The 20227-nt window shown below is 69.5% G+C and carries 19 protein-coding genes and 1 pseudogene; 4 read left to right on the top strand and 16 right to left on the bottom strand.

Going from position 1 to position 20227, the window contains the following annotated elements; translation table 11 throughout:
• From ACWDUM_RS12965 to ACWDUM_RS12950, 4 genes are all read right to left on the bottom strand, one after another.
• Window positions 1-939, bottom strand: a complete 939-nt coding sequence (locus tag ACWDUM_RS12965) for a barstar family protein (RefSeq protein WP_450134295.1) — start codon at window positions 937-939, stop codon at window positions 1-3.
• Window positions 940-1001: 62 nt separating this feature from the next.
• Window positions 1002-1661 carry an MBL fold metallo-hydrolase gene (locus ACWDUM_RS12960; RefSeq protein ID WP_450134294.1) on the bottom strand — a complete coding sequence of 220 codons (660 nt, stop codon included), beginning with the start codon at window positions 1659-1661 and terminating at the stop codon, window positions 1002-1004.
• Entirely contained in the window at window positions 1661-2749 is a 1089-nt protein-coding gene (locus ACWDUM_RS12955; protein WP_450112095.1) for an S-(hydroxymethyl)mycothiol dehydrogenase, read from the bottom strand. Before ACWDUM_RS12955 ends, ACWDUM_RS12960 begins: the two co-directional genes overlap by 1 nt.
• A gap of 135 nt (window positions 2750-2884) precedes the next feature.
• Window positions 2885-3490, bottom strand: a complete 606-nt coding sequence (locus ACWDUM_RS12950; RefSeq protein ID WP_450112094.1) for a TetR/AcrR family transcriptional regulator — start codon at window positions 3488-3490, stop codon at window positions 2885-2887.
• A gap of 120 nt (window positions 3491-3610) precedes the next feature.
• Here ACWDUM_RS12950 and ACWDUM_RS12945 point away from each other — a divergent pair, with 120 nt between their 5' ends.
• Window positions 3611-4321, top strand: a complete 711-nt coding sequence (locus tag ACWDUM_RS12945) for an SGNH/GDSL hydrolase family protein (protein WP_450134293.1) — start codon at window positions 3611-3613, stop codon at window positions 4319-4321.
• Here ACWDUM_RS12945 and ACWDUM_RS12940 read toward each other — a convergent pair.
• The 12 genes and pseudogenes from ACWDUM_RS12940 to ACWDUM_RS12885 form a co-directional block, all read right to left on the bottom strand.
• Window positions 4305-5582: a LuxR C-terminal-related transcriptional regulator gene (locus ACWDUM_RS12940; RefSeq protein WP_450112092.1), complete on the bottom strand. Its 1278-nt coding sequence runs from the start codon at window positions 5580-5582 to the stop codon at window positions 4305-4307. The two genes, ACWDUM_RS12945 and ACWDUM_RS12940, sit on opposite strands and share 17 nt — an antisense overlap.
• Before the next feature lie 29 nt (window positions 5583-5611).
• Window positions 5612-7075 carry an aldehyde dehydrogenase family protein gene (locus ACWDUM_RS12935; RefSeq protein WP_450134292.1) on the bottom strand — a complete coding sequence of 488 codons (1464 nt, stop codon included), beginning with the start codon at window positions 7073-7075 and terminating at the stop codon, window positions 5612-5614.
• Entirely contained in the window at window positions 7072-7719 is a 648-nt protein-coding gene (locus ACWDUM_RS12930) for an HD domain-containing protein (protein ID WP_450112090.1), read from the bottom strand. The genes ACWDUM_RS12935 and ACWDUM_RS12930 overlap by 4 nt, the downstream gene beginning before the upstream one ends.
• A gap of 2 nt (window positions 7720-7721) precedes the next feature.
• Window positions 7722-9023 carry an NAD(P)/FAD-dependent oxidoreductase gene (locus tag ACWDUM_RS12925; RefSeq protein WP_450134291.1) on the bottom strand — a complete coding sequence of 434 codons (1302 nt, stop codon included), beginning with the start codon at window positions 9021-9023 and terminating at the stop codon, window positions 7722-7724.
• A gap of 2 nt (window positions 9024-9025) precedes the next feature.
• Window positions 9026-9346: a 2Fe-2S iron-sulfur cluster-binding protein gene (locus ACWDUM_RS12920; RefSeq protein ID WP_450112088.1), complete on the bottom strand. Its 321-nt coding sequence runs from the start codon at window positions 9344-9346 to the stop codon at window positions 9026-9028.
• Between the two features lie 13 nt (window positions 9347-9359).
• Window positions 9360-10106 carry an SDR family NAD(P)-dependent oxidoreductase gene (locus tag ACWDUM_RS12915; protein ID WP_450112087.1) on the bottom strand — a complete coding sequence of 249 codons (747 nt, stop codon included), beginning with the start codon at window positions 10104-10106 and terminating at the stop codon, window positions 9360-9362.
• Window position 10107: 1 nt separating this feature from the next.
• Window positions 10108-11922, bottom strand: coding sequence for a PEP-utilizing enzyme (locus ACWDUM_RS12910; protein WP_450134290.1), 1815 nt, complete (start codon window positions 11920-11922; stop codon window positions 10108-10110).
• A 32-nt stretch (window positions 11923-11954) separates the two neighbouring features.
• Window positions 11955-13052 carry a PEP/pyruvate-binding domain-containing protein gene (locus tag ACWDUM_RS12905; protein WP_450134729.1) on the bottom strand — a complete coding sequence of 366 codons (1098 nt, stop codon included), beginning with the start codon at window positions 13050-13052 and terminating at the stop codon, window positions 11955-11957.
• Window positions 13053-13058: 6 nt separating this feature from the next.
• Window positions 13059-14300: pseudogene (locus tag ACWDUM_RS12900) on the bottom strand (cytochrome P450); the annotation flags it as partial.
• A gap of 53 nt (window positions 14301-14353) precedes the next feature.
• Window positions 14354-15172, bottom strand: coding sequence for an IclR family transcriptional regulator (locus tag ACWDUM_RS12895; RefSeq protein ID WP_450134289.1), 819 nt, complete (start codon window positions 15170-15172; stop codon window positions 14354-14356).
• A gap of 123 nt (window positions 15173-15295) precedes the next feature.
• Window positions 15296-15943 (bottom strand): CoA transferase subunit B, encoded by a 648-nt coding sequence (locus ACWDUM_RS12890; protein WP_450134288.1) that lies wholly within the window; start codon window positions 15941-15943, stop codon window positions 15296-15298.
• Window positions 15940-16689: a CoA transferase subunit A gene (locus ACWDUM_RS12885; protein ID WP_450134728.1), complete on the bottom strand. Its 750-nt coding sequence runs from the start codon at window positions 16687-16689 to the stop codon at window positions 15940-15942. The genes ACWDUM_RS12890 and ACWDUM_RS12885 overlap by 4 nt, the downstream gene beginning before the upstream one ends.
• Window positions 16690-16904: 215 nt before the next feature.
• Here ACWDUM_RS12885 and pcaB point away from each other — a divergent pair, with 215 nt between their 5' ends.
• The 3 genes from pcaB to ACWDUM_RS12870 are packed head-to-tail and all read left to right on the top strand — an operon-like array spanning window position 16905 to window position 20220.
• Window positions 16905-18230, top strand: coding sequence for a 3-carboxy-cis,cis-muconate cycloisomerase (gene pcaB, locus ACWDUM_RS12880; protein ID WP_450134287.1), 1326 nt, complete (start codon window positions 16905-16907; stop codon window positions 18228-18230).
• Window positions 18227-19444: a bifunctional 3-oxoadipate enol-lactonase/4-carboxymuconolactone decarboxylase PcaDC gene (pcaDC, locus tag ACWDUM_RS12875; protein ID WP_450134286.1), complete on the top strand. Its 1218-nt coding sequence runs from the start codon at window positions 18227-18229 to the stop codon at window positions 19442-19444. Before pcaB ends, pcaDC begins: the two co-directional genes overlap by 4 nt.
• On the top strand, window positions 19441-20220 hold the full coding sequence (locus ACWDUM_RS12870; protein ID WP_450134285.1) for an IclR family transcriptional regulator domain-containing protein: 780 nt from the start codon (window positions 19441-19443) through the stop codon (window positions 20218-20220). Before pcaDC ends, ACWDUM_RS12870 begins: the two co-directional genes overlap by 4 nt.
• Window positions 20221-20227: the final 7 nt, after the last annotated feature.

Below are 20227 nucleotides of genomic sequence, written 5' to 3'. Positions count from 1 at the left end.
TCACGCGAGGTCGGGAAACCGCTGGATCGCGATCTCTCGCGCCTCGGTCCCGGCAGCGTGATACCCGGAGATCAACTGATCGAAGCGCATTCCCACATCGTGCAGAACGTGCACGATCCGGTCGGCGAGCAGGTTGTGGTCCCCTTCCCCGCGGAGGCCGACCGACACGTCCCACAGCCGGGTGCCGGGAGGCGCCGGCTCGGGCCGATGGGCCGCGTGGAACTCCGCGAGCCGCTCGGGTACCGGTACCGGTTCGAGGATCTGCCAGCGGCCGAGGGGGTCGAGGGTGTCGGCGAGGACCTCACGCAACCTGGCGACGTACTCGACGGCCCCGACCTCTGTCGCGTAGATCTGCAGCTCGTTCTCGACGACGTCGCCGTCGCGGAAGGGTGCCGGCGGATCGGGCTCGACATCCCACAGCGGGCCCGTGAGAACACTCTCACTCCCGACCCGTTCCAGATCGGCGGCGGTCGACTCGACCAGGCACAGCATCGGATGTCCGCAGAGCGCGGCGAGCCGCGCGTGCCGGGCGAAGATGTCCAGCAGCGTGTTCGCGTTCCATCGATCCAGTTCGACGAGGGAGTCGAAGCCCGCGATCGAGAGCACCGTTCCGGTGCTCGCCGGATCGCTTCCGTAGACGAATTCGGCGACGTCGTACAGAACATCGTTGAACGCAGCAGGGTTTCGGCCGTAGTAGGCGGGAAAGGACATCGCCGACGCGAGCGCGTCGTGCAGGTCGCCGACCGTTGTCCACGCACTCCCGTCGATCCGGTGCACGAGATAGCCGAGTCCGGCGAGCCGGTTGCCCGCACTGTCGAGGCCGAAGCGGGTCGGGTATCGGAACACGCAGCCGTTCTGCAGCAGCGCCCAGTCGAACCGCTGCCGCTGCTCGACGAACAGGCTCCGGTCGGTCGGATCGAACAGTGACTCTCGCGCCATCACCGCAGCCTACGGGCCCCGCACCGCCGGAACCGGCAGCACGGGGCCCGTCACGGCGAAACTCAGCTACCGCGCTTGATCCACTCCTCGAGGTGCGGCGACTCGGTGCCGATCGTGGTGCCGTCGCCGTGACCGGTGTGCACCTTGGTCTCGGCAGGCAGCGCGAACAGCTTGTCGCGGATCGAGCCGATGATCGTCGGGAAGTCCGAGTAGGACCGCCCGGTCGCACCCGGGCCGCCCGAGAACAGGGTGTCGCCGGTGAACAGCTCCCCCGCCTCCGGCAAGTACAGGCAGGTCGAGCCCGGGGAGTGTCCGGGAGTGGCGATCGCCTGGATGTCGGTGCCCGCCACCGTGATCCGCTGCCCGTCCTCGAGGGTGCCGTGCGCGACGCCGGGATGGGTCATCTCCCAGAGCACGTCGTCGGCAGGGCTGAGCAGGATCGGCGCGTCGAGCCGCTCGGACAGCTCCGGCGCGACGGTGACGTGGTCGTTGTGCCCGTGCGTGCACACGATCGCGACAACCTTCCGGCCACCGACTGCATCGATGATCGGCTGCGCCGTGTGGGCGGCGTCGACGATCACGACCTCGGAGTCGTCGCCGATCAGCCAGATGTTGTTGTCGACGTCCCAGGTGCCGCCGTCGAGACTGAACGTCCCCGACGTGACGACGCGGTCGACCCGCAGGGCGCCACTGCGTCGATTCCCCGTCGCTTCGCTCGCCATTACAAGACCACCACCGAACGCAGCACCTCACCGCGGTGCATCGACTCGAACGCCTCCTCGACCTGATCGAGAGCGATCCGCTCGGTGACGAACTTCTCCAGCGGCAGCCTGCCCTGCTGGTACAGGTCGACGAGCATCGGGAAGTCGCGCTCGGGCAGGCAGTCGCCGTACCAGGACGACTTCAGCGATCCGCCGCGCGAGAAGAAGTCGACCAGCGGCATCTCGAGGGTCATGTCCGGGGTGGGGACACCGACGAGGACGACGGTGCCGGCCAGGTCGCGGGCGTAGAACGCCTGCTTCCAGGTCTCGGGACGGCCGACGGCATCGACGACGACGTCGGCGCCGAAGCCGCCGGTCAGCTCCTGCACGGCCTCGACCACGTCGTCGACCTCGGTGGCGTTGATGGTGTGGGTGGCACCGAGGTCGGTGGCCCACTCGAGCTTCTTGGGGTCGCGGTCGATCGCGATGATCGTGCCCGCGCCGGCCAGGCGCGAGCCCATGATCGCGGCATCGCCGACACCGCCGCAGCCGATGACGGCGACCGAGTCGCCGCGGCCGACGTTGCCGGTGTTCATCGCGGCACCCATGCCGGCCATCACGCCGCAGCCGAGCAGGCCGACGACGGCCGGGTCGGCGGACGGATCGACCTTGGTGCACTGGCCGGCGTGGACGAGGGTCTTGTCGGCGAACGCGCCGATGCCGAGCGCCGGGGTCAGCTCGGTGCCGTCCTCGAGTGTCATCTTCTGGGTGGCGTTGAAGGTGTCGAAGCAGTACTGCGGACGGCCTCGCTTGCAGGCGCGACACTGGCCGCAGACGGCCCGCCAGTTCAGCACGACGAAGTCACCGACTGCGACGGAATCGACTCCCTCACCGACACTTTCGACCACACCGGCGGCCTCGTGACCGAGCAGGAAGGGGTACTCGTCGTTGATCCCGCCCTCACGGTAGGTCAGGTCGGTGTGGCAGACGCCGCAGGCGGCGACCGCGACCACGACCTCGCCCGGGCCGGGGTCGGGAATCGTGATCGGGACGATCTCCACCGGTGCGCCCTTCGAGCGCGCGATCACGCCTCGTACCTGCTGCGGCATGGCCTGGTCTCCTCACCTTGTCGACATGCGGGTGCACACATTGCGATACCCGCATGTCGACCGTAGCCCGATCACCCACGTCGGCGACCTGACCGAAAGGATGGTTCCACCTAGCCGAAATGCCAGACGGCCCGCCTACAGGCCCCCGAGGATCCGACCGAGGATCGCCTGCGCCCGCTCGATCGCCTCACCGTCGTCCATCCGCAGGGCGGTGTTCAGCGCGCCGAGAACCGCGTCGATCTCGAACGCCACCTCCCCCGGCGACGGCACGCCGTGGCCCGCGTCTTCCTGCGCGCATGCAACCTCACCTTCCAGCAGGGCGAGCCATTCCACGCGATCGCGGGCCAGGGCGTCCCGGACGGCGCCCGGCCTGCTGTCGAATTCGGCGATCGTCGCCGCGCGGAAGCATCCGCCCGGGAAGACCGGTTCGCTCACGTACTCGAACCACCGCTCGATCAGCGCCCTCAGCCGAGGCAGTCCCGGCTCCTCCACGAGGGCGGGGCGCACGATGCGCTCGACGAACACCTCCCGAGCCGCCTGCACGGCCGCGAGTTGCAGTTTCTCCTTGGTGCCGAACAACGTCGCGACACCACTCTTGCTGAGACCGAGATCGGCGGCGAGCCGCCCGAGACTCAGCCCGGTCAACCCCTCGACCGATGCGACGTCGGCGGCGTGCCGAGCGATGGAGGCACGCGCCCGCGCGCCTTTGAGCAGCCTGCCGTCGGTGGTCGTGTCGCTCACGTGTCCATCCTTCCAGGTCTTGCCAAAGCACACGAACGATCGTACTTTAATTACACGATCGATCGTACGTTTTGTTTCCGAGTGCCGATCCGGGCACCGCGAACCCCAGGAGCGATGATCATGACCGACACCCTTACCGTTCCGGCCGGACTCACCGAGGCGACCGACCCGTACTGCCTTCCCCAGCAGGATCTCGGCGAACTCCTCGCCGGTGCCCCGTGGCGGAGGTTCGCCGTCCTCGGCGACTCGATCGCCGAGGGCATCGGCGATCCCAGCCCGGGATACGCGACCGTCTCGTGGGCGGATCGGGTCGCGAACTCGCTGCGGACCGCCCAGCCCGACCTCGCCTACCTGAACACCGGCCGGATGGGTGCCACCAGCGCCCGGGTGCTGGACACCCAGATCGAACCCGTCTCCGACTTCGCACCCGACCTGGTGCACATCACCTGCGGCGCGAACGACCTGTGGTCCCCGGACGCCGACCTCGCCGCGATGCGCGCCGACGTCACGACCGTCTTCGATCGGGTCGCGGCCACCGGCGCCGCCATCACCACGCTCACGTTCGCCGACAACTTCCGCGGACCGCGACTACAGGCGATACGCGAGCGGATGATCGTCCTCAACGACACGGTGCGGGAACTGGCCGGCCGGTACGACGCCGTCTGTGTCGACCTCTGGCAGCACCCGATGCGCCTGCGCCCGAATCTCCTCAGCGCCGACGGTATCCACTTCTCGATGAGCGGCCACGCAGTGCTGGCAACGGAAATGGTGCGCGCGCTGCACACCCGGATCACGAGACAGGCCGCGGACGCGCTCAGGGCGCGGCCTTGACCCCCGCGTCGGCGGCCAGCGCCGCGGCTTCGCCGCGGGTGCCGACCTCGAGCTTGCGCAGCACCGCCGCCACGTGGAACTTCACGGTGCTCTCGCTGACCTGCAAGCGCTCCGCGATCACCCGGTTGCGCCTGCCTGCGACGAGGTGTTCGAGCACCTCGATCTCGCGCGGACCGAGCACCGACAGGGCGTGACTGCCCTCCCCCGACTCGGCGTGGTCCAGCGGCAGAGTAGCCGACAGTCGGGAGCCCCACCCCGGGGTCGACTCGGATTCGTATGTGCCGCCGAGTGTTTCGACGCGCGGGCGCAGCTGCCGGGCGAGTTCGGCCAGGTCGACGGCGCCGCGGCCGTCGTCCCGGACGTCGATCAGCAGATTCGCGCCGTCACAGTCCCAGGCCACCCGCACGCGACCGAGGTCGGGCTGCACCACCAGCCCGAGCACCGCACCGCGCACCACGGCCCGCGCCGCGTGCGCGACCTCGCCGGGCAGACCCCGTCCGCCGACCGGCGGGTCGACGAACTCGACGCCGACGCCCTCGGGCACCAGGCCCCGGAGCTCTCCCCGCAGGCGGGCGAACGCGGTGGTCACCGCCTCTTCGGCCATCGCGCGGTGCTGGTCGACGGCGGTGCGGAGGCCGATCAGCGCGGAAGTCGCCGACTCCCGCGCGGTCGCCCGCGCGCGGGTGTCGTCGAGGTCGGGCGACCGCAGGGTCGCGAGGATGGTCTCCAGTGTCGCGGCGTGCGCCTGAGTGAGTTCGGCGACGGTGCGGGCCCGTTCGGCGGACGCGGCCCGCGACTCGGCCAGGTAGGCGGGGCTGGCGTGCCGCACCTGCAACTGGATGCCGAGGGCGACGACGGAGAACAGGGCGCCGAGCAGGTCGGTGTCGACCTCGGCCTTACCGCGTGGGATCACCACCAGGAGGGTGTCCGTGCGGTCGAGGATCGCGTGCACCGGGTGTTCCCGTCCGCCAAGCACCGCGGTTCCGCGGTGGACGATCGACGAATCGGGTTGCGCCGGACCGAGTTCGGTACGCAGCCGGTCGAGTTCTGCCACGGTGACCCGGTCCACGATCCGCGGGTCGCCTGCGACCTTGCGCGGCCGGCCGGTGCACTCCCGGGTGAAGATCACCAGGGCCGAATGCGGCACCAACGGCGCCACCAGCGGCGAGAACCTGCGCCCGATCTCCGGTAGCGGCCCGACCAGCACGCCGCGCAGCGCGTCGAGTCGGTCCACCTCGGTGCCGCGGGTCGAACTGCTCACCCGCGGCACCTTAGTCGACACCTGGATGCTCAGCCGGCCCGGTGCACGGACTGCGGGGTCAGATAGGCGCCGAGCCCCTCCACTCCGAACTCCACACCCAACCCCGAGTCGTGGCGCCCACCGAACGGCGCGCTGTGGTTCGAGGCGAAGAAGTTCACGCCGACCGAACCGGTGTCCATGCGTCGCGCCACCCGCATCGCGGCGTCGGTGTCGCGCCCGAAGACGAGTCCGCCCAGGCCGAACTCGGTGTCGTTGGCCAGTGCCACCGCCTCGTCGACGGTGTCGTACGGAAGCACGACGACGACCGGCCCGAAGACCTCTTCACGGGCGATCCGCATCCCGGGCGTCACGTCCGCGAACACCGTCGGCTGGACGAACCAGCCGCGTTCGACGTCGGCCCTCGCGCCACCGGTCGTGGCGCGGGCGCCTTCCTCGTGTGCCGACTCGAGGTGATCGAGGACGATGTCGAACTGCGCCCGGGTCGCTGCGGGACCGAAGACGGTGTCCTCGTCGAACGGGTCACCCTGCTTGCCTGCGGCGACGGTCCGGGTGACCATGTCGACCACCTCGTCGTAGCGCTGCGCGGGAGCGAGGATGCGGGTGGAGATGTAGCAGGTCTGCCCGGTGTTGCGCATGCAGGACCGGATCAGCACCTCGGACATCGCGTCCAGGTCCGCATCGGGGAGCACGATCGCCGACGACTTCCCACCGAGCTCGAGGGTCACCGGGCGCAGGAGTTCGCCGCACGCGGCGGCGATCCTCCGACCGACGGGTGTCGACCCGGTGAAGGCCACCTTCCGCACCAGCGGGTGCCGCACCAGCCGGTCGCCGACCTTCCCGGAACCGGTCACCAGGTTGATCACCCCCGGCGGCAGACCCGCGGCCAGTGCCGCGTCGACGACGAACCGGATCGACAGCGGCGTCGGCGACGCCGGCTTGATCACCACGGTGCAGCCCGCGATCAGTGCCGGCGCCAGCTTGGCCACGACCAGGTTGACCGGGAAGTTCCACGGCGCGATGAGCGCACACACCCCGATCGGATCGCGGTACACCGCCGTCTCGCCGGGCCGGTTCGGGTAGGGGCGCACGTCCTCGGACTCGAGGTACGACGCCAGCGACGCGAAGTACCGGAAGATGCCCGCCGCGTTCGTCGCCGCCCCCGCCGTCTCGGCGATCGGACTGCCGTTCTCGCGGGTGTTGGTCCACGACATCGGTGCTGCCCGCTTCTCGATCTCGTCCGCCAGCCGCAGCAGGTACTCCGCGCGCACCGAGGGCGAGAGATCCGACCATCCGGCGCCGCGGAAGGCCCGGTCGGCGGCCGTGACGGCGCGGTCGACGTCCTCAGGGGAGGCATCGGGCACCGACCCCCAGGTCTCCTCGGTTGTGGGATCCACGACGTCGATCCGGCCGGTGCTCGTGGCCGGTACCCATGCGCCGTCGACGAACACGTCGTCGACATGGGTGTACGGGAGCTGGACCGCCGATCGCCTCACCTCAGCACCTCGGTCTTGAGCAGGGCACGGGAGCGTGCCAACTCCGCCGCCGCGATCTCGACGGCAGCCTCGGTCTTGAGCTCCGGGACGATCTCGATCTCGAGCCGGTCGCAGTAGAGGGCCGGTGTCAGCCCGAACCACGAGGAAGCCAACGCGATTCCGGTGACGCCGAACCGCCAGAGCCGATCCGCGTCGCGCACCAGCGCGTCCTCCAGCGAGTGCGCGTCGGGCCGGGTGTCGTGACCGTCGATGATCGCGCACACCCGCTCGACGAACTCGTCGTCGTAGCCCAGCGACGGCAGCACCTCCCGGGCGATGATGCAGCCCTGGCGTTCGTGCTCGTACCGGATCGCGGCCTTGCGCCAGTCGCCGCTGAACCCTTCGGAGATGATCCGGGATTCGTCGACCCGACCCCAGCCGGTGTCGTGCAGGAGGATCGCGATCCGCACGACGAGGGAGTCCGCGTGCGGGTACGCCAGGCACAACCGCTGGGCGTAGGCGAGGGAGATCGGCAGATGGATGTCGTTGCTGCGGGCCCGGGATTCCGGCACGACGGACTTCCATACCGGATCGAGATCGGTGGGTTCGTCCGGTGCGGCGGCGATCGGCGACGTGTCGACGCTCTGGGTCGTAGGGATGCGCATGGTTACCTCTCTGACCGGGCCGTCGCCGGCGCCGCTGTCGCCGCGGGCGGGCCCTCGGTGATGATCGACTTCAGTGGTGTGGCGGCGTTCTCCGCCGGGCCGGCGGGGATGTTCGCGCCCTTCGCGAGTGCGTTCTTGACCGCCATGAAGTCGAGCGGGTGGTTGACGCAGTCGGCGGCGGTGATCTGCCCGTCCCGGTAGTACAGGACCGAGAACCGACCCTTCTCGTCGTCGCGTCGGACGACCGTCCGGTCGTGGCCGGTGGACAAGCCGGCGATCTGCAGCTTCAGATCGCCCTGGTTCGACCAGAACCAGGGGGTCCCGGCGTATTCCGCGCGGCGGCCGGTGAGCGAGTAGGCGGCGACCTTGGCCTGTTCGATCGCATTGTTGACGCTCTCGATGCGGATCCGGTCCCCGGGCGGCGCGCCACGGACCGGGTTGGGCAGGTTCGCACAGTCGCCGACCGCGACGGTGACGCCGTCGGACGCCAGGGCGTACTCGTCGACGCGGATTCCGTTGTCGCACTCCAGGCCCAAGGCCTCGGCCAGCTCCGTGTTCGGAAGGACGCCGATGCCGACGAGCACGATCTGCGCGGCAACGACCCGGCCGTCGGCCAGCTCCACGCCGGTGACGGCTCCCTCGCTGCCGACGATCCTGGCGATCCGGGCGTTCAGGACGACGTCGATGCCCCGACTGCGGTGCGCCTCGAGGAAGAAGCGTGAGGTCTCCGGCCCGACAGCACGGCCGATCAGCCGCGGTCCGGCCTCGAGAACCGTTGCCTTCCTGCCCATCTTGTGGGCGCTGGCCGCGGCCTCGAGCCCGATGAATCCGCCACCGATCACGACGACGTCGGTGGCGTCCGGCATCCGGGCCTTCAACGCCAGCGCGTCGTCGGCGTTGCGCAGGTACAACACTCCCCCCAGATCGGCACCGGGCACGTCGAGCCGCCGGGCCCGCGCCCCGACAGTGAGGGCGAGTCGATCGAACGCGAACCGCGCTCCCGACTCGGAACGCGCGACGCCTCCGCCGCCGTTCGTGCGGTCGATCGCGGTGATGCGTTCACCCTTGACCAGCCGGATCCGGTGCTCGTCCCAGTACTGGGCGGTGCGGAAGATCAGCGACTCGGCCGTGACCTCGCCCTGCAGGAACTCCTTGGACAGGGCGGGCCGCTGATACGGGCGGTGGTTCTCGTCTCCGAGCAACGTGATCGGCTTCTCGTAGCCGAGGGCACGCAGGGAGCCGGCCAGCTGCACCCCGGCCTGGCTCGCCCCGATGATCAGCAGACCGCCGTCGTGGTCGGCCACGGCTACACCTGCACTTCGGGAGTTCGCACGTGCAAGTCCATGTCCGCGGTGAGCTTGATCTGGCAGGACAGCCTCGAGCTGTCTTCACGAGGGGCCGCGGTCCCGTAGAGCATCTCGTCCTCCATCTCGTCCATGTCGGGCAGCGCCGCGAACTCGTCGTCGCGCACGAGGACGTGGCACGTCGCGCAGGACAGCGATCCGCCGCACTCGGCGACGATTCCAGGGACGCCGTTACGCATCGCAACCTCCATCACGGAGTCGCCGACGTTCCCGTCGAACGCGCGCGAATTCCCTTCGCAGTCGGTGTATGTGACCTTGGGCATGACTGTGTCTCTCCTAGATGAACTGGCGTCCGCCGTCGACGACGAGCGTCTGTCCGGTGATGTAGCTGCTTTCCTCGGAGGCGAGGAACAGGGCCGCGCCCACGATGTCCTCCGGTCTGCTGGCCCGTTTGATCGCTCCGCGGTCGACGCCGTAGTTCTCGGCGCCCTCGATCAGCCCGTAGCTGGCCTCGGTGAGGGTGAACCCCGGTGCGATGGCGTTGACGGTGATGGACCGCCGACCGAGTTCCTTGGCCATCACCCGGGTCATCGCCACCACTCCGCCTTTGGAGGCGACGTAGTGCATCCACTGCTCGGACCCGCTGTAGACGGTCGCCGACGAGACGTTGACGACGCGGGATCCGGACTCCAGGTACGGACTGCACGCCCGCGCACACATCCACGGCCCCTTGAGGTTGACCGCCATCACCCGGTCCCATTCGGCGGGGTCGATCTGCTCGAAGGGGCTGCGGGTGACCCCCGCGTAGATCGCGGCGTTGTTGACCAGCACGTCGATGCTGCCGCCACCGAACTCGGCGACGGCCGCGGCCATCGCGTCCGTGGAGTCGACGGAGGTGACGTCCACGGTGAGGGCGGTTGCCTCGGCACCGAGGTCACCGGCCAGACGCGCGGTCTCCTGCGCGCCTGCGCCGTCGATGTCGGCGACAGCGACCCGGTGGCCGCGCCCGGCGAAGCCGAGCGCGAAGGCGCGCCCGAGTCCGCCTGCGCCGCCGGTGATCAGCACGGTTCTCGCGGTCGTCATCTCACGCGTCCAGCACGGTGACGGTGCCGGCGGTGCCGTCGACCCGTAGTCGCTGACCGGTCCGGATCTGAGTGGACGCCGACCCGGTGCCGGTGACCGCGGGCAGGCCGTACTCCCGGCACACGATCGCGGCGTGACTCATCATGCCGCCGATGTCGGTGACGGTCGCCGTGATCTTCCCGAAGATCGGGCCCCAGGACGGGGCGGTGATCGGGGCGACGAGGATCTCGCCGTCCTGGACCTCGGTGAGCTCGTCGGCGCTCGTCACCACCCGGGCGACACCCTCGACGACACCCGGGGACGCGGCCATACCCCGCAGCCCGCCGGAGGTGTCCTCGTCGTCGGCGAGCCACTGCTGCACCTGCTCGGTGGTGATGCCGTAGAGCATGCTGGTGAACGGTTCGGTGATGAACTCGGGCGGGGTGTTCAGGGCAGGCTCGGGCCGGCGCGACTTCAGCGCGTCGATGATCCCGCGACGACGCTCGATCTCCTTGGGCCAGTAGCTCGGACCGATCGGTGCGGCACCGACGCCCCAGCCGGTGGCGAGGTCGAAGAGCGCCTCGCGGACCTCGCCCCGACTCAGGTACAGCAGGTCGTCCGGCTGCTCCCAGAAGCCCTCCTCGTGCAGCATCCGGGACAGCTCGCGAACCTTGCGCCAGAACACCCCCATCGTCCAGTGCTCGATGTAGAAGTTGTGGTTCTCCACGTACGGGTAGGCGGTACGAGCCAGTTCCAGCTTGCCGTCGAAGGTGTCCCGGTCCTCACCGCTCAGCAGGTCGCGGTACTCGGCGGAGATCCGTTCCCGCTCGGCAGCGAGCTCGGCGACGGGCCTCATGATGTCCTGGCCGTTTCGCAGCCGGCGGATGTAGTCGGCGATGTACTGGAGCGGGATCTCCTGGTGTTCGATCCAGTACTTGTCATGGCCGTAGAAGCCGTTGCCGACGGTGAAGTTGAACCACGGATCCTGCGCGGTCCGGTACGCGGCGAGCCACCCCTCCCCTCCCTCCGCGGCGCCGACCTCGGCGAGGGTGGCGCCGGCGTCGGTCGGATCGTCGAAGGCCGCGTCCAGCCCCAGTTCCACGGCGAGGGTTGCGAGCTTCTTGAGTTCGTCGTCCGGCCGGAACAGCTCCATGTCCACGCCCTGCACCATCGTGGCGATCGACTGATCCGGGATGTTCGGGAACACCTGCTTGCAGAACCCGAAGAAGTCGAGGTAGGCGATGTAGCCGAGGTTGAGGAACTCGAAATGGTACTGCCAGTTCTGGTAGCACAGCTGGATCAGCCGGTCGTAGTTCTCGAGCAGAACCTCGGTCCCGTCCTTCGCCCTGCCCGAGGTGATGTCCTCGATCGAGACCATGTCCGGCAGCTTGGCGAACGTCAGCGCGGCCATCTCGTCGATCGTGGTGCGCACCTTCTTGTGCCACTCCTCGAGAAGGCGATCCCAGTTCTGGTAGTAGTAGGCCGCGCGCTCCTCGAAATGCGGTACCCGAGACTCGAACTCGTTCTCGGGAGCTGGAATCGGGGACATGTACAGGTAGCCCAGGTGGATCCGGAACTCGATGCCGTTCGAGTTCGGGATCAGCAGGTGCCGGGTGTTGTACTGGCCGAGGCACTTGACCGCGAACTCGCCGCCGATCGTCTCGAACGGCTTGAACACGGTCGGCCAGTGCTGGCTGTCGCAGAACCAGAACTTCTCGTCCTCGGCCTCCTGCAGGCTCTCCTGGAACACCAGGTTGTATGGGTACAGCTCCTGCCAGCCCTCGGCGCCTTCCGGCGTCTCGAGCGTGAAGGGGCTGGGGAAGGACTTCAGCGACATGGGGATGTTCCTCATCGTGGTCACGGGGTCGGTCAGTGGGCGACGGGACGTCGGGTCATGGACTTCGTGATGCCGGCCACGCTGAAGCTGCGCGACTTCACCGGCGAGGCGGTCGGGGCGGTCGGGGCGGTCGCGGGCTTCGACGACCAGACAGTCTCCGGACGGGACTGAAGCAGCAGCAGGTTCTGCCCGTCGGGCAGGTCCGCGTCGAGTGCCCACTCGATGTCCTGCGGGCACCCGTAGTGCTTCTCGGCACGCTTGGCGATCGTCGCCACCGCGCGCAGGTCGTCTTCGGTCAGGCACCGGCACGCGCGGCGGCTCGGGTCCACCTCCCGCTCGACCAGGCTGCGGGACTCGGCGTCCGGGATCAGCTCGGCGTGCTTGGCGCCCACCTTCTCGGTGACCAGGCCCAGTGTCACCTTGTCGAGCACGATGTTGTCCGGAGTCACCTGCCCGGAGACGACCATCTCCCCCACCCCGTAGGACGCGTCGATGGTGATCTTCGAGCGGTCACCGTTGGTGGGGTCGAGTGTCATCGCGACACCGGCGACCTTTGCGTTGACCATCTTCTGGACGGCCACCGCCATCGACAGTCCCTCGTCCGGAATGTTGTTCTTCAGTCGGTAGGTGATCGCGCGGCTCGTGTACAACGACGCCCAGCACCGGCGGATGTGCTCGGTCACCGAATCGAGGTCCGTCAGCCACAGGTAGGTGTCCTGCTGGCCGGCGAAGCTCGCGTCGGGCAGGTCCTCGGCGGTCGCGGAGGACCGCACCGCCACCGGAACCGGCTCGTCGAAACCGGACTGCAAGCGCTCGTACGCCTCGATCGTCAGCCGTCGCAGTCGGTCCGGTACCGGCCGGGAGACGATCGCATCGCGAATCCGGGCGGAGACGGTGTCGACCTGCGCAACGTCGTCCGGGTCGATATCCGAGAGCAGCCTCCGAATTCCTTCGGCGACACCGGATTCGGCGACGAAGTCGTCGTAGAGGGCGGTCGTGACCGCGAACCCGGGCGGCACCGGCATACCGGCCTGCGTCATCGACACCAGCGACGCGCACTTGCCACCGAGCAGTTCGTGCCGCGGCGCGGTGTCGTCGTCGAAGAACTGGATGTACGGGCCCTCGTCCACTCCGCCCCATTGCACCGGGACCGCGGTCGGGACCCGGAACGACAGGTTGTCTCCGAACGTGATGGCATCGGGGTCGAGCAGTTCCAGATCGGGAGCCAGGGCCAGCACCCGCTCCACCGCGATCCGGGTCTGCAGCTTCGCGAGCATGTTGCCCAGGCAGTAGTGGATGCCGTACCCGAACGCCACGTGCTCGCGCGCATTGGCCCGCGAGATGTCGAAGACGTCCGGGTCCTCGAATCGGGCGTCGTCGCGGTTCGCGGATCCCATCAGCAGCAGCAGGTTGGCCCCAGCGGGGATCGCGACTCCGCCGACCTCGGTGTCCCGCAGCGCCTTCCGTCGCCACCCGACGATGGACGGGCTGAACCGGAGCACCTCGTCGACGGCCGCGGGAATCAATTGCGGGTCCGCGGCGAGGGCGGCCCACTGATCGCGGTGTGCGAGCAGCAGGCGCAGGGTGTTGGAGATCAGGGTCGTCGTGGTCTCGTGACCGGCGAACAGCAGGCTGTAGCAGACCGACGCGATCTCGTGGTCGCTGATCGGGTCCCCCTCCCGCTGGGCTCGCACCAGGTCCGCGACCAGACTGTCGCCGCCGTGGGCGTGGGCCTGCGCCACCAAGCGCCGGCATTCCTGCCAGTACTCGACGAGATTGTGGGCGTGCGGGATCTGCTCCTCGTCACTCAGGTCGCCCCAGGTCATCGCCGCGCGGGAGTCGGACCATCGCTTGAAGGTGTCCACCTGGCCGGCGTCCGCACCGATCAGCGTCAAGATCGTCACGGTCGGCACCTCGTAGGCGAGGTCGCGCAGCAGGTCGCCGCGCCGGTCCGGACGCGCGAGCATCGCCCGCAACTGGGCGTCGACGTTGTCGCGGATGAACGGTTCGAGGGCCCGGTACCGCCGCGGCGTGAACGCCTTCGACACGACCTTCCGAATTCGGGTGTGTTCCGGGGGAATCCGCGCCGACAGACCGGAGTATGCGGTGAATCCGCCGTCCTCCATGACCTTTCGCGCCTGGGGTCCGTGCCGACGGACCGGCGCCTGCGCGTTCTCGCTGCTGAACGTCTCCCAGTCGTCGAAGACGGCCTTCACGTCGTCGTAGCGGCTGACCACCCAGCAGTCGATCCGTTCGTCGAACATGACCGGTTCGTTCGCACGCAGACGGGAGTAGGCGGGGAACGGGTCGGTCATCGCGAACGGTTCGTAGCCGTGATGGGCCACGGGACAACCGGCGGTGGTGATGCTGGTCTCCATGAATCCTCCTTGTGATGGAGACCACCTTCACGTGCGACGGGCGCGCAGCCCAGCTATTTCTTCCGTTCAACGGAAGAGTCGAGCCAGAAGCTTCGAATTGCCTGTTCAACGGGCTGCGGCAGGTCCCGGAAGAGCTTCTCGAGCCTGGTGACGGTGCCCCGCATCGCGGGAAGGAATCGCGGGATCTCGGCGTACCGCGAGCTGGGCAGGACCATGCCGACGGACGCGACGACGTCGCCCTTGGGCGCGTGCACCGGCACCGCCACCGAACAGAGCCCGAGCGCGATCTCCTCGCGGGTCTGCGCGTACCCGTTCTCCCGCACGAGGTCCAGCTCTCGCGCCAGGCGACGGGCGTCGGTGATCGTGTATCGCGACCGGCGCTCGAGCGCGTGGGAGAGGTACGCCTCGCGGAACCAGTCCTCCTCGTACGCCAGCAGGACCTTGCCGACGGCCGTCGGATGCAGCGGCAGCCGTGCGCCGACCCGCGCGATCCGCGGGATTCGCCGACTCCCGTAGATCCGGTCGACGTAGATCGCCTCGGTGCCGCGCCGCACCGCGAAGTGCACCGTCTCCCGAGTCAGGTCGAACAGGTCCTGCAGCGGCGAATGCACGATGTCACGCAGCCCCTGGCCGGCGTTCTGGGCGATTTCCCACAGCCGGATACCGACCTGGTAGCGCCCGTCCGAGCCGCGCTGGAGTGCACCCCAGCTCTCCAGTTCGCCGGCGAGCCGGTGCACCGTGCTCAGCGGCAGGTCCGCCGCGGTGGCGATGTCAGTGAGCGGCAGGGGTTCGACCTGCGACTCGAAAGCCTCGAGGATCGCGAGCACCCGCGAGGTCGTGGTGCGCCCCGGCTCACGGGGTTGTCCGGCCATCGCAGCATCCTCTCGTACCGCCTCCCCTCGCTGTCACTCCTACTCGCCGGCACCGACACCCCGCAACGCCGACAGCGCCCCGGCTTGCAGCCGGGGCGCCGTTCGAGGGCGTCTCGTCGCGGGTCAGCCGACCGCGACGACGTCGACGAGGAGTTCGGCCCCGGTCGCGGCCCGAACCTCGTCGACGGTCACGCCGGGAGCGGTCTCGACCAACCGCAGACCGTCCGCCGTCACGTCGAGGACCGCCAGGTCGGTGATGATCCGGTTGACGCACCGCTGCCCGGTGAGCGGCAACGAGCACTCGGCGACGATCTTGGGCTCGCCGGTCTTGCTGCAGTGGTCGGTGAGGACGATGACGCGGCGAGCGCCGTGCACCAGGTCCATCGCGCCGCCCATGCCCTTGACCATGGCGCCCGGGATCATCCAGTTCGCGAGGTCACCGGTCTCGCTGACCTGCATCGCACCGAGCACCGCGACGTCCACCTGGCCGCCGCGGATCATCCCGAACGACTGCGCCGAGTCGAAGAAGGATGCGCCGGGCAGGACGGTGATCGTCTCCTTGCCCGCATTGATCAGATCCGCGTCGACCTCGTCCTCGAACGGATACGGCCCCACCCCGAGCACCCCGTTCTCCGAGTGCAGCACGACCTCGATGCCGTCCGGGATGTGGTTCGGGATCAGCGTCGGCATGCCGATGCCGAGGTTGACGTACTGCCCGTCCTCGAGTTCCCGTGCGGCACGGGCCGCCATCTCGTCCCTGGTCCAGCTCACTTCCGCACCGTCCTGTTCTCGATCTGCTTCTCACCGACCACCGGCACGTGCACCACACGCTGCACGTGGATGCCGGGGGTGTGCACCTCGTCCGCGTCGATCTCACCGGGCTCGACGAGGTGCTCGACCTCGGCGACGGTGATGCGGCCGGCCGCCGCCGCGGGCGGGTTGAAGTTGCGAGCGCTCTTGCGGAACACGAGGTTTCCGTGCCGGTCGCCCTTCCACGCGTGGACGAGCGCGTAGTCGGTGACGATCGCGCGTTCCATCACGTAGGTGACGCCGTCGAACTCGCGTGTCTCCTTCGGCGGGCTGGCGATCGCGATGCCGCCGTCGCCGTCGTACCTGCGGGGCAGGCCACCGGTCTCGACCTGGGTGCCGACACCGGCCGGCGTGAAGAAGGCGGGGATACCGGCGCCACCGGCACGCATCCGTTCGGCGAGGGTGCCCTGCGGCGTCAGCTCCACCTCCAGCTCACCGGCCAGGAACTGCCGGGCGAACTCCTTGTTCACTCCGACATAGGAGCTGATCGTGCGCCGGATCCGATTGGCGGCGAGAAGCGTGCCGAGACCGAACCCGTCGATTCCCAGGTTGTTGGTGACGGTCTCGAGATCGGTCGCGCCCTGTTCGAGCAGTGCCGCGATCAACGCCTCCGGCACGCCGACCACCCCGAATCCGCCGACCGCAATTGACGCGCCGTTCGGGATGTCCGCCACCGCTTCGGCTGCTGTGGAAATGACTTTGTCCATCACGGCGACCACGATAGCGCGTGCTGTGCGTTCTGTGAACACGCGTCCGCATTGCGAACGCGTTCGGGGGCCGGCGTTGCCCGCGTCACCACGAGGCCCTATCGTGTTCGCATAGCGGCGCTGCGTTCTCATCACGAACAGGCCGTACGGTTCCCACGACGAAAAGGCCCGCACATGCTGCACCTGCCCCCGCGCCACCGCTCCCGGAGGACCGCGTGACCCGGGGTGAGCTGTTCGATCCGGTGTTCGGGGCACAGCGGATCGATCCCCTGCTGTCCGATCGGGCGTGGGTGGCGGCGATGCTGGAGGTCGAGAGCGCACTCGCCCACGCGGCAGCCGACTCCGGCGTGATCACTCCCGGCCAGGCGACGGCGATCGCGTCGGCCGCCCACACGCTGTCCGGCACACTCGACCCGGCACTTCTCGGTGTCGAGGGCGCAGCCGGCGGAAACCCGGTCATTCCCCTGGTCAAACACCTGCGCGCCGAGTGCGCACCGGCCGGGGTGCCCGGGTCGGCGGTGCACGCAGGCGCGACCAGTCAGGACATCCTCGACACCGCGCTCATGGTGATCGCACGACGAGCCGGCGCCGTGGTGGCCGACGACCTGGCGGTGGCCGCGGACGCCGCGGCATCGTTGGCGCGTCGGCACCGGGACACCCCGATGGCCGCCCGCACCCTCGGCCAGCAGGCGCTGCCGACGACCTTCGGCGCGCTGGCCGCGGGATGGTGCGCGGGCCTGGACCGGGCGCACCGCTCCCTCACCACCGTGATCGCCCATCTTCCGGTGCAATTCGGTGGTGCCGCAGGCACTCTCGCAGCGCTGCACCCGCTCGGGCTCGAGATGGCCGATCGGCTCGCCGACGAACTGGGCCTGGCCCGGCAGTCCGTGCCATGGCACACCGAGCGGACCCGGATCGGCGAGATCGCATCGGCCCTCGGGGTCGCCGCGGGCGTCGTCGCAAAGATCGCAGGCGACGTGGTGCTGATGGCCGCGACGGAGGTCGGCGAGGTCGCCGAGGACGCCCCCGGTGGCTCGTCCGCGATGCCGCACAAGCGCAACCCGGTCGCGGCCGTGACCGCGCGGGGCGCGGCCGTGCGGGTGCCCGGCCTCGTCGCGACCGCGCTCGGCTCGATGGCCCACGAGTTCCAGCGCGCGACGGGTGCCTGGCACGCCGAGTGGGAAACGGTCACCGACCTGCTCCGGCTCACCGGCGGCGCCGCGCACAGAATCGGCCAGTGCCTGAGCGGATTGCAGGTGGACGCCGCCGCGATGCGCCGCAACCTCGACGCGACCGGGGGGATGCTGCTCGCCGAACGCGTCACCGCGGCCCTGTCCGGGCACACCGGCGCCGCGCGCGACCTGGTCACCGCCGCATGCCTGGCCGGCCGGCCGCTGGACACCGACCCGGCGGTCGTCGAGTTCCTCGCACCCGAGGCGGTGCGCGAACTGCTCGATCCCGCAACCTACCTCGGCCACGCCGGCGACCTCGTCGACCGCGTGCTGGCCGCCCGATCGACCACGAAGGAGGAGACCCGGTGACGGTCGCCCTCGCCCACCAGGTCACCGGCCCCGGACCCGGCGCCCCGACCGTCGTCCTGCTCGGGTCGCTCGGATCGGACCGGACCATGTGGGATCCCCAGGTGCGGGCCCTGGCCGCGGACGTCAACGTCGTCGCCGTCGATCTGCGCGGGCACGGCGAATCCCCGGTTCCCGCAGGGCCGTACACGATCGACGACCTCGGCCGCGACGTACTGGCGCTGCTCGACAACCTGCAACAGCCCGCGGTGCACCTGGTCGGGCTGTCCCTCGGCGGCGCGGTCGCCCAGTGGATCGCCGCCCACGCGCCCACCCGCGTCCACACGCTGACCCTGCTGTGCACCTCCGCCAGATTCGGCGAACCACAGACCTGGCTGGACCGGGCGGCCGCCGTCCGCGCCGAGGGCACCGGGTCCATCGCCGAGAGCGTCGTCGGACGGTGGTACACCGACGGGCTCGCCGCCCGCGACCCCGAACTGATCGCGTCGTCGAGGGCGATGGTGGACGCCACCGCCGACGAAGGATACGCGGCCTGCTGCGAGGCGCTGTCCGGATGGGACGGCCGCGCCGACCTCGCCCGCATCGCGGCGCCGACACTGGTGATCGCGGGCCGTCACGACCCCGCCACCACTCCGGCGGACCTGCGGGCGATCGCCGACGGAATCGCGAATTCCACACTGCACGTGCTCGATCCGGCAGCACACCTGGCCAGTGTGGAACAGGCCGGCCGGGTCACCGCGCTGGTCGCCGCCCACGTGGCCGGCCCCGCGCAACGCAGCGAGGCGTACGAGGCCGGTATGCGGGTGCGGCGCACCGTCCTCGGCGACGCCCACGTCGATCGCGCGATCGCAGGCACCACCGCGTTCACCGCACCATTCCAGGACTTCATCACCCGCACCGCGTGGGGTGACATCTGGACCCGACCCGGTCTCGACCACCACACCCGACGCCTGCTCACCCTCGCGATCCTCACCGCGGTCGGCAACGAGCACGAACTCGACATGCACATCCGCGCGGCACTGCGCGACGACGTCACCGCCGACGAACTGGTGGAAGTCTTCCTGCACACCGCGATCTACGCGGGCGTACCGAACAGCAACCGCGCATTCGCCCTCGGCAAGAATGCTCTCGCTGACGGGGCCGGATCGGCCGACACCGCAGCCGACACCGTCGACACCGCCGGCACGACCGACACCGAGGAGCCTTCCGGACCATGATCGAAGCGTCACCCGACTACGTGCAGTCCCTGGCCCGCGGACTGTCCGTCATCCGCGCATTCGACGCCGAGCACGCTCGGCAGACCCTGAGCGAAGTGGCCAAGACCACCGGACTCACCCGCGCCACCGCCCGCCGGTTCCTGCTCACCCTCGTCGAACTCGGCTACGTGCGCACCGACGGATCGGGTTTCTGGCTGACGCCGCGCGTCCTCGAGCTCGGCTACAGCTACCTGTCGAGCCTGACGCTGCCGGAGATCGCCGGACCGCACCTCGAAGCGTTGACCAAGCAGGTACACGAGTCCGCATCGGTGTCGATCCTCGACCACGGTGACGTCGTCTACGTCGCGCGGGTCCCGGTCAGCCGGATCATGACCGTCGCCATCACCATCGGCACCCGGTTCCCCGCGTTCGCCACCTCGATGGGCCGGGTGCTCCTCGCCGGACTGTCCGAGAGCGCGTTCGAGGACTATCTGACGACCGTCACGCTGACCCCGCTCACCGCCCGCACCCTCACCGCCCCCGACGCCCTGCGCGACGAGATCGCGAAGGTGCGCGCCGACGGATTCTGCATCGTCGACCAGGAACTCGAAGAGGGGCTGCGCTCCCTCGCCGCCCCGATCCGCGACGCGAGCGGCGCGGTGGTCGCCGCCGCCAACATCTCCACGCAGGCCGCCCGCTACTCCGCCGAGGCGGTGCGGACGGACCTGCTGCCTGCACTCCTGAGCACCGTCGACGCGATCGGCGCCGACCTGGTGCGCACGCAATCCCAACCCTGAAACAACT

It is taken from the genome of Rhodococcus sp. NPDC003322 (assembly GCF_053589555.1).
The sequence above is the reverse complement of the archived record's forward strand: the minus strand, read 5'-3'. Positions and strand labels throughout refer to the sequence as shown.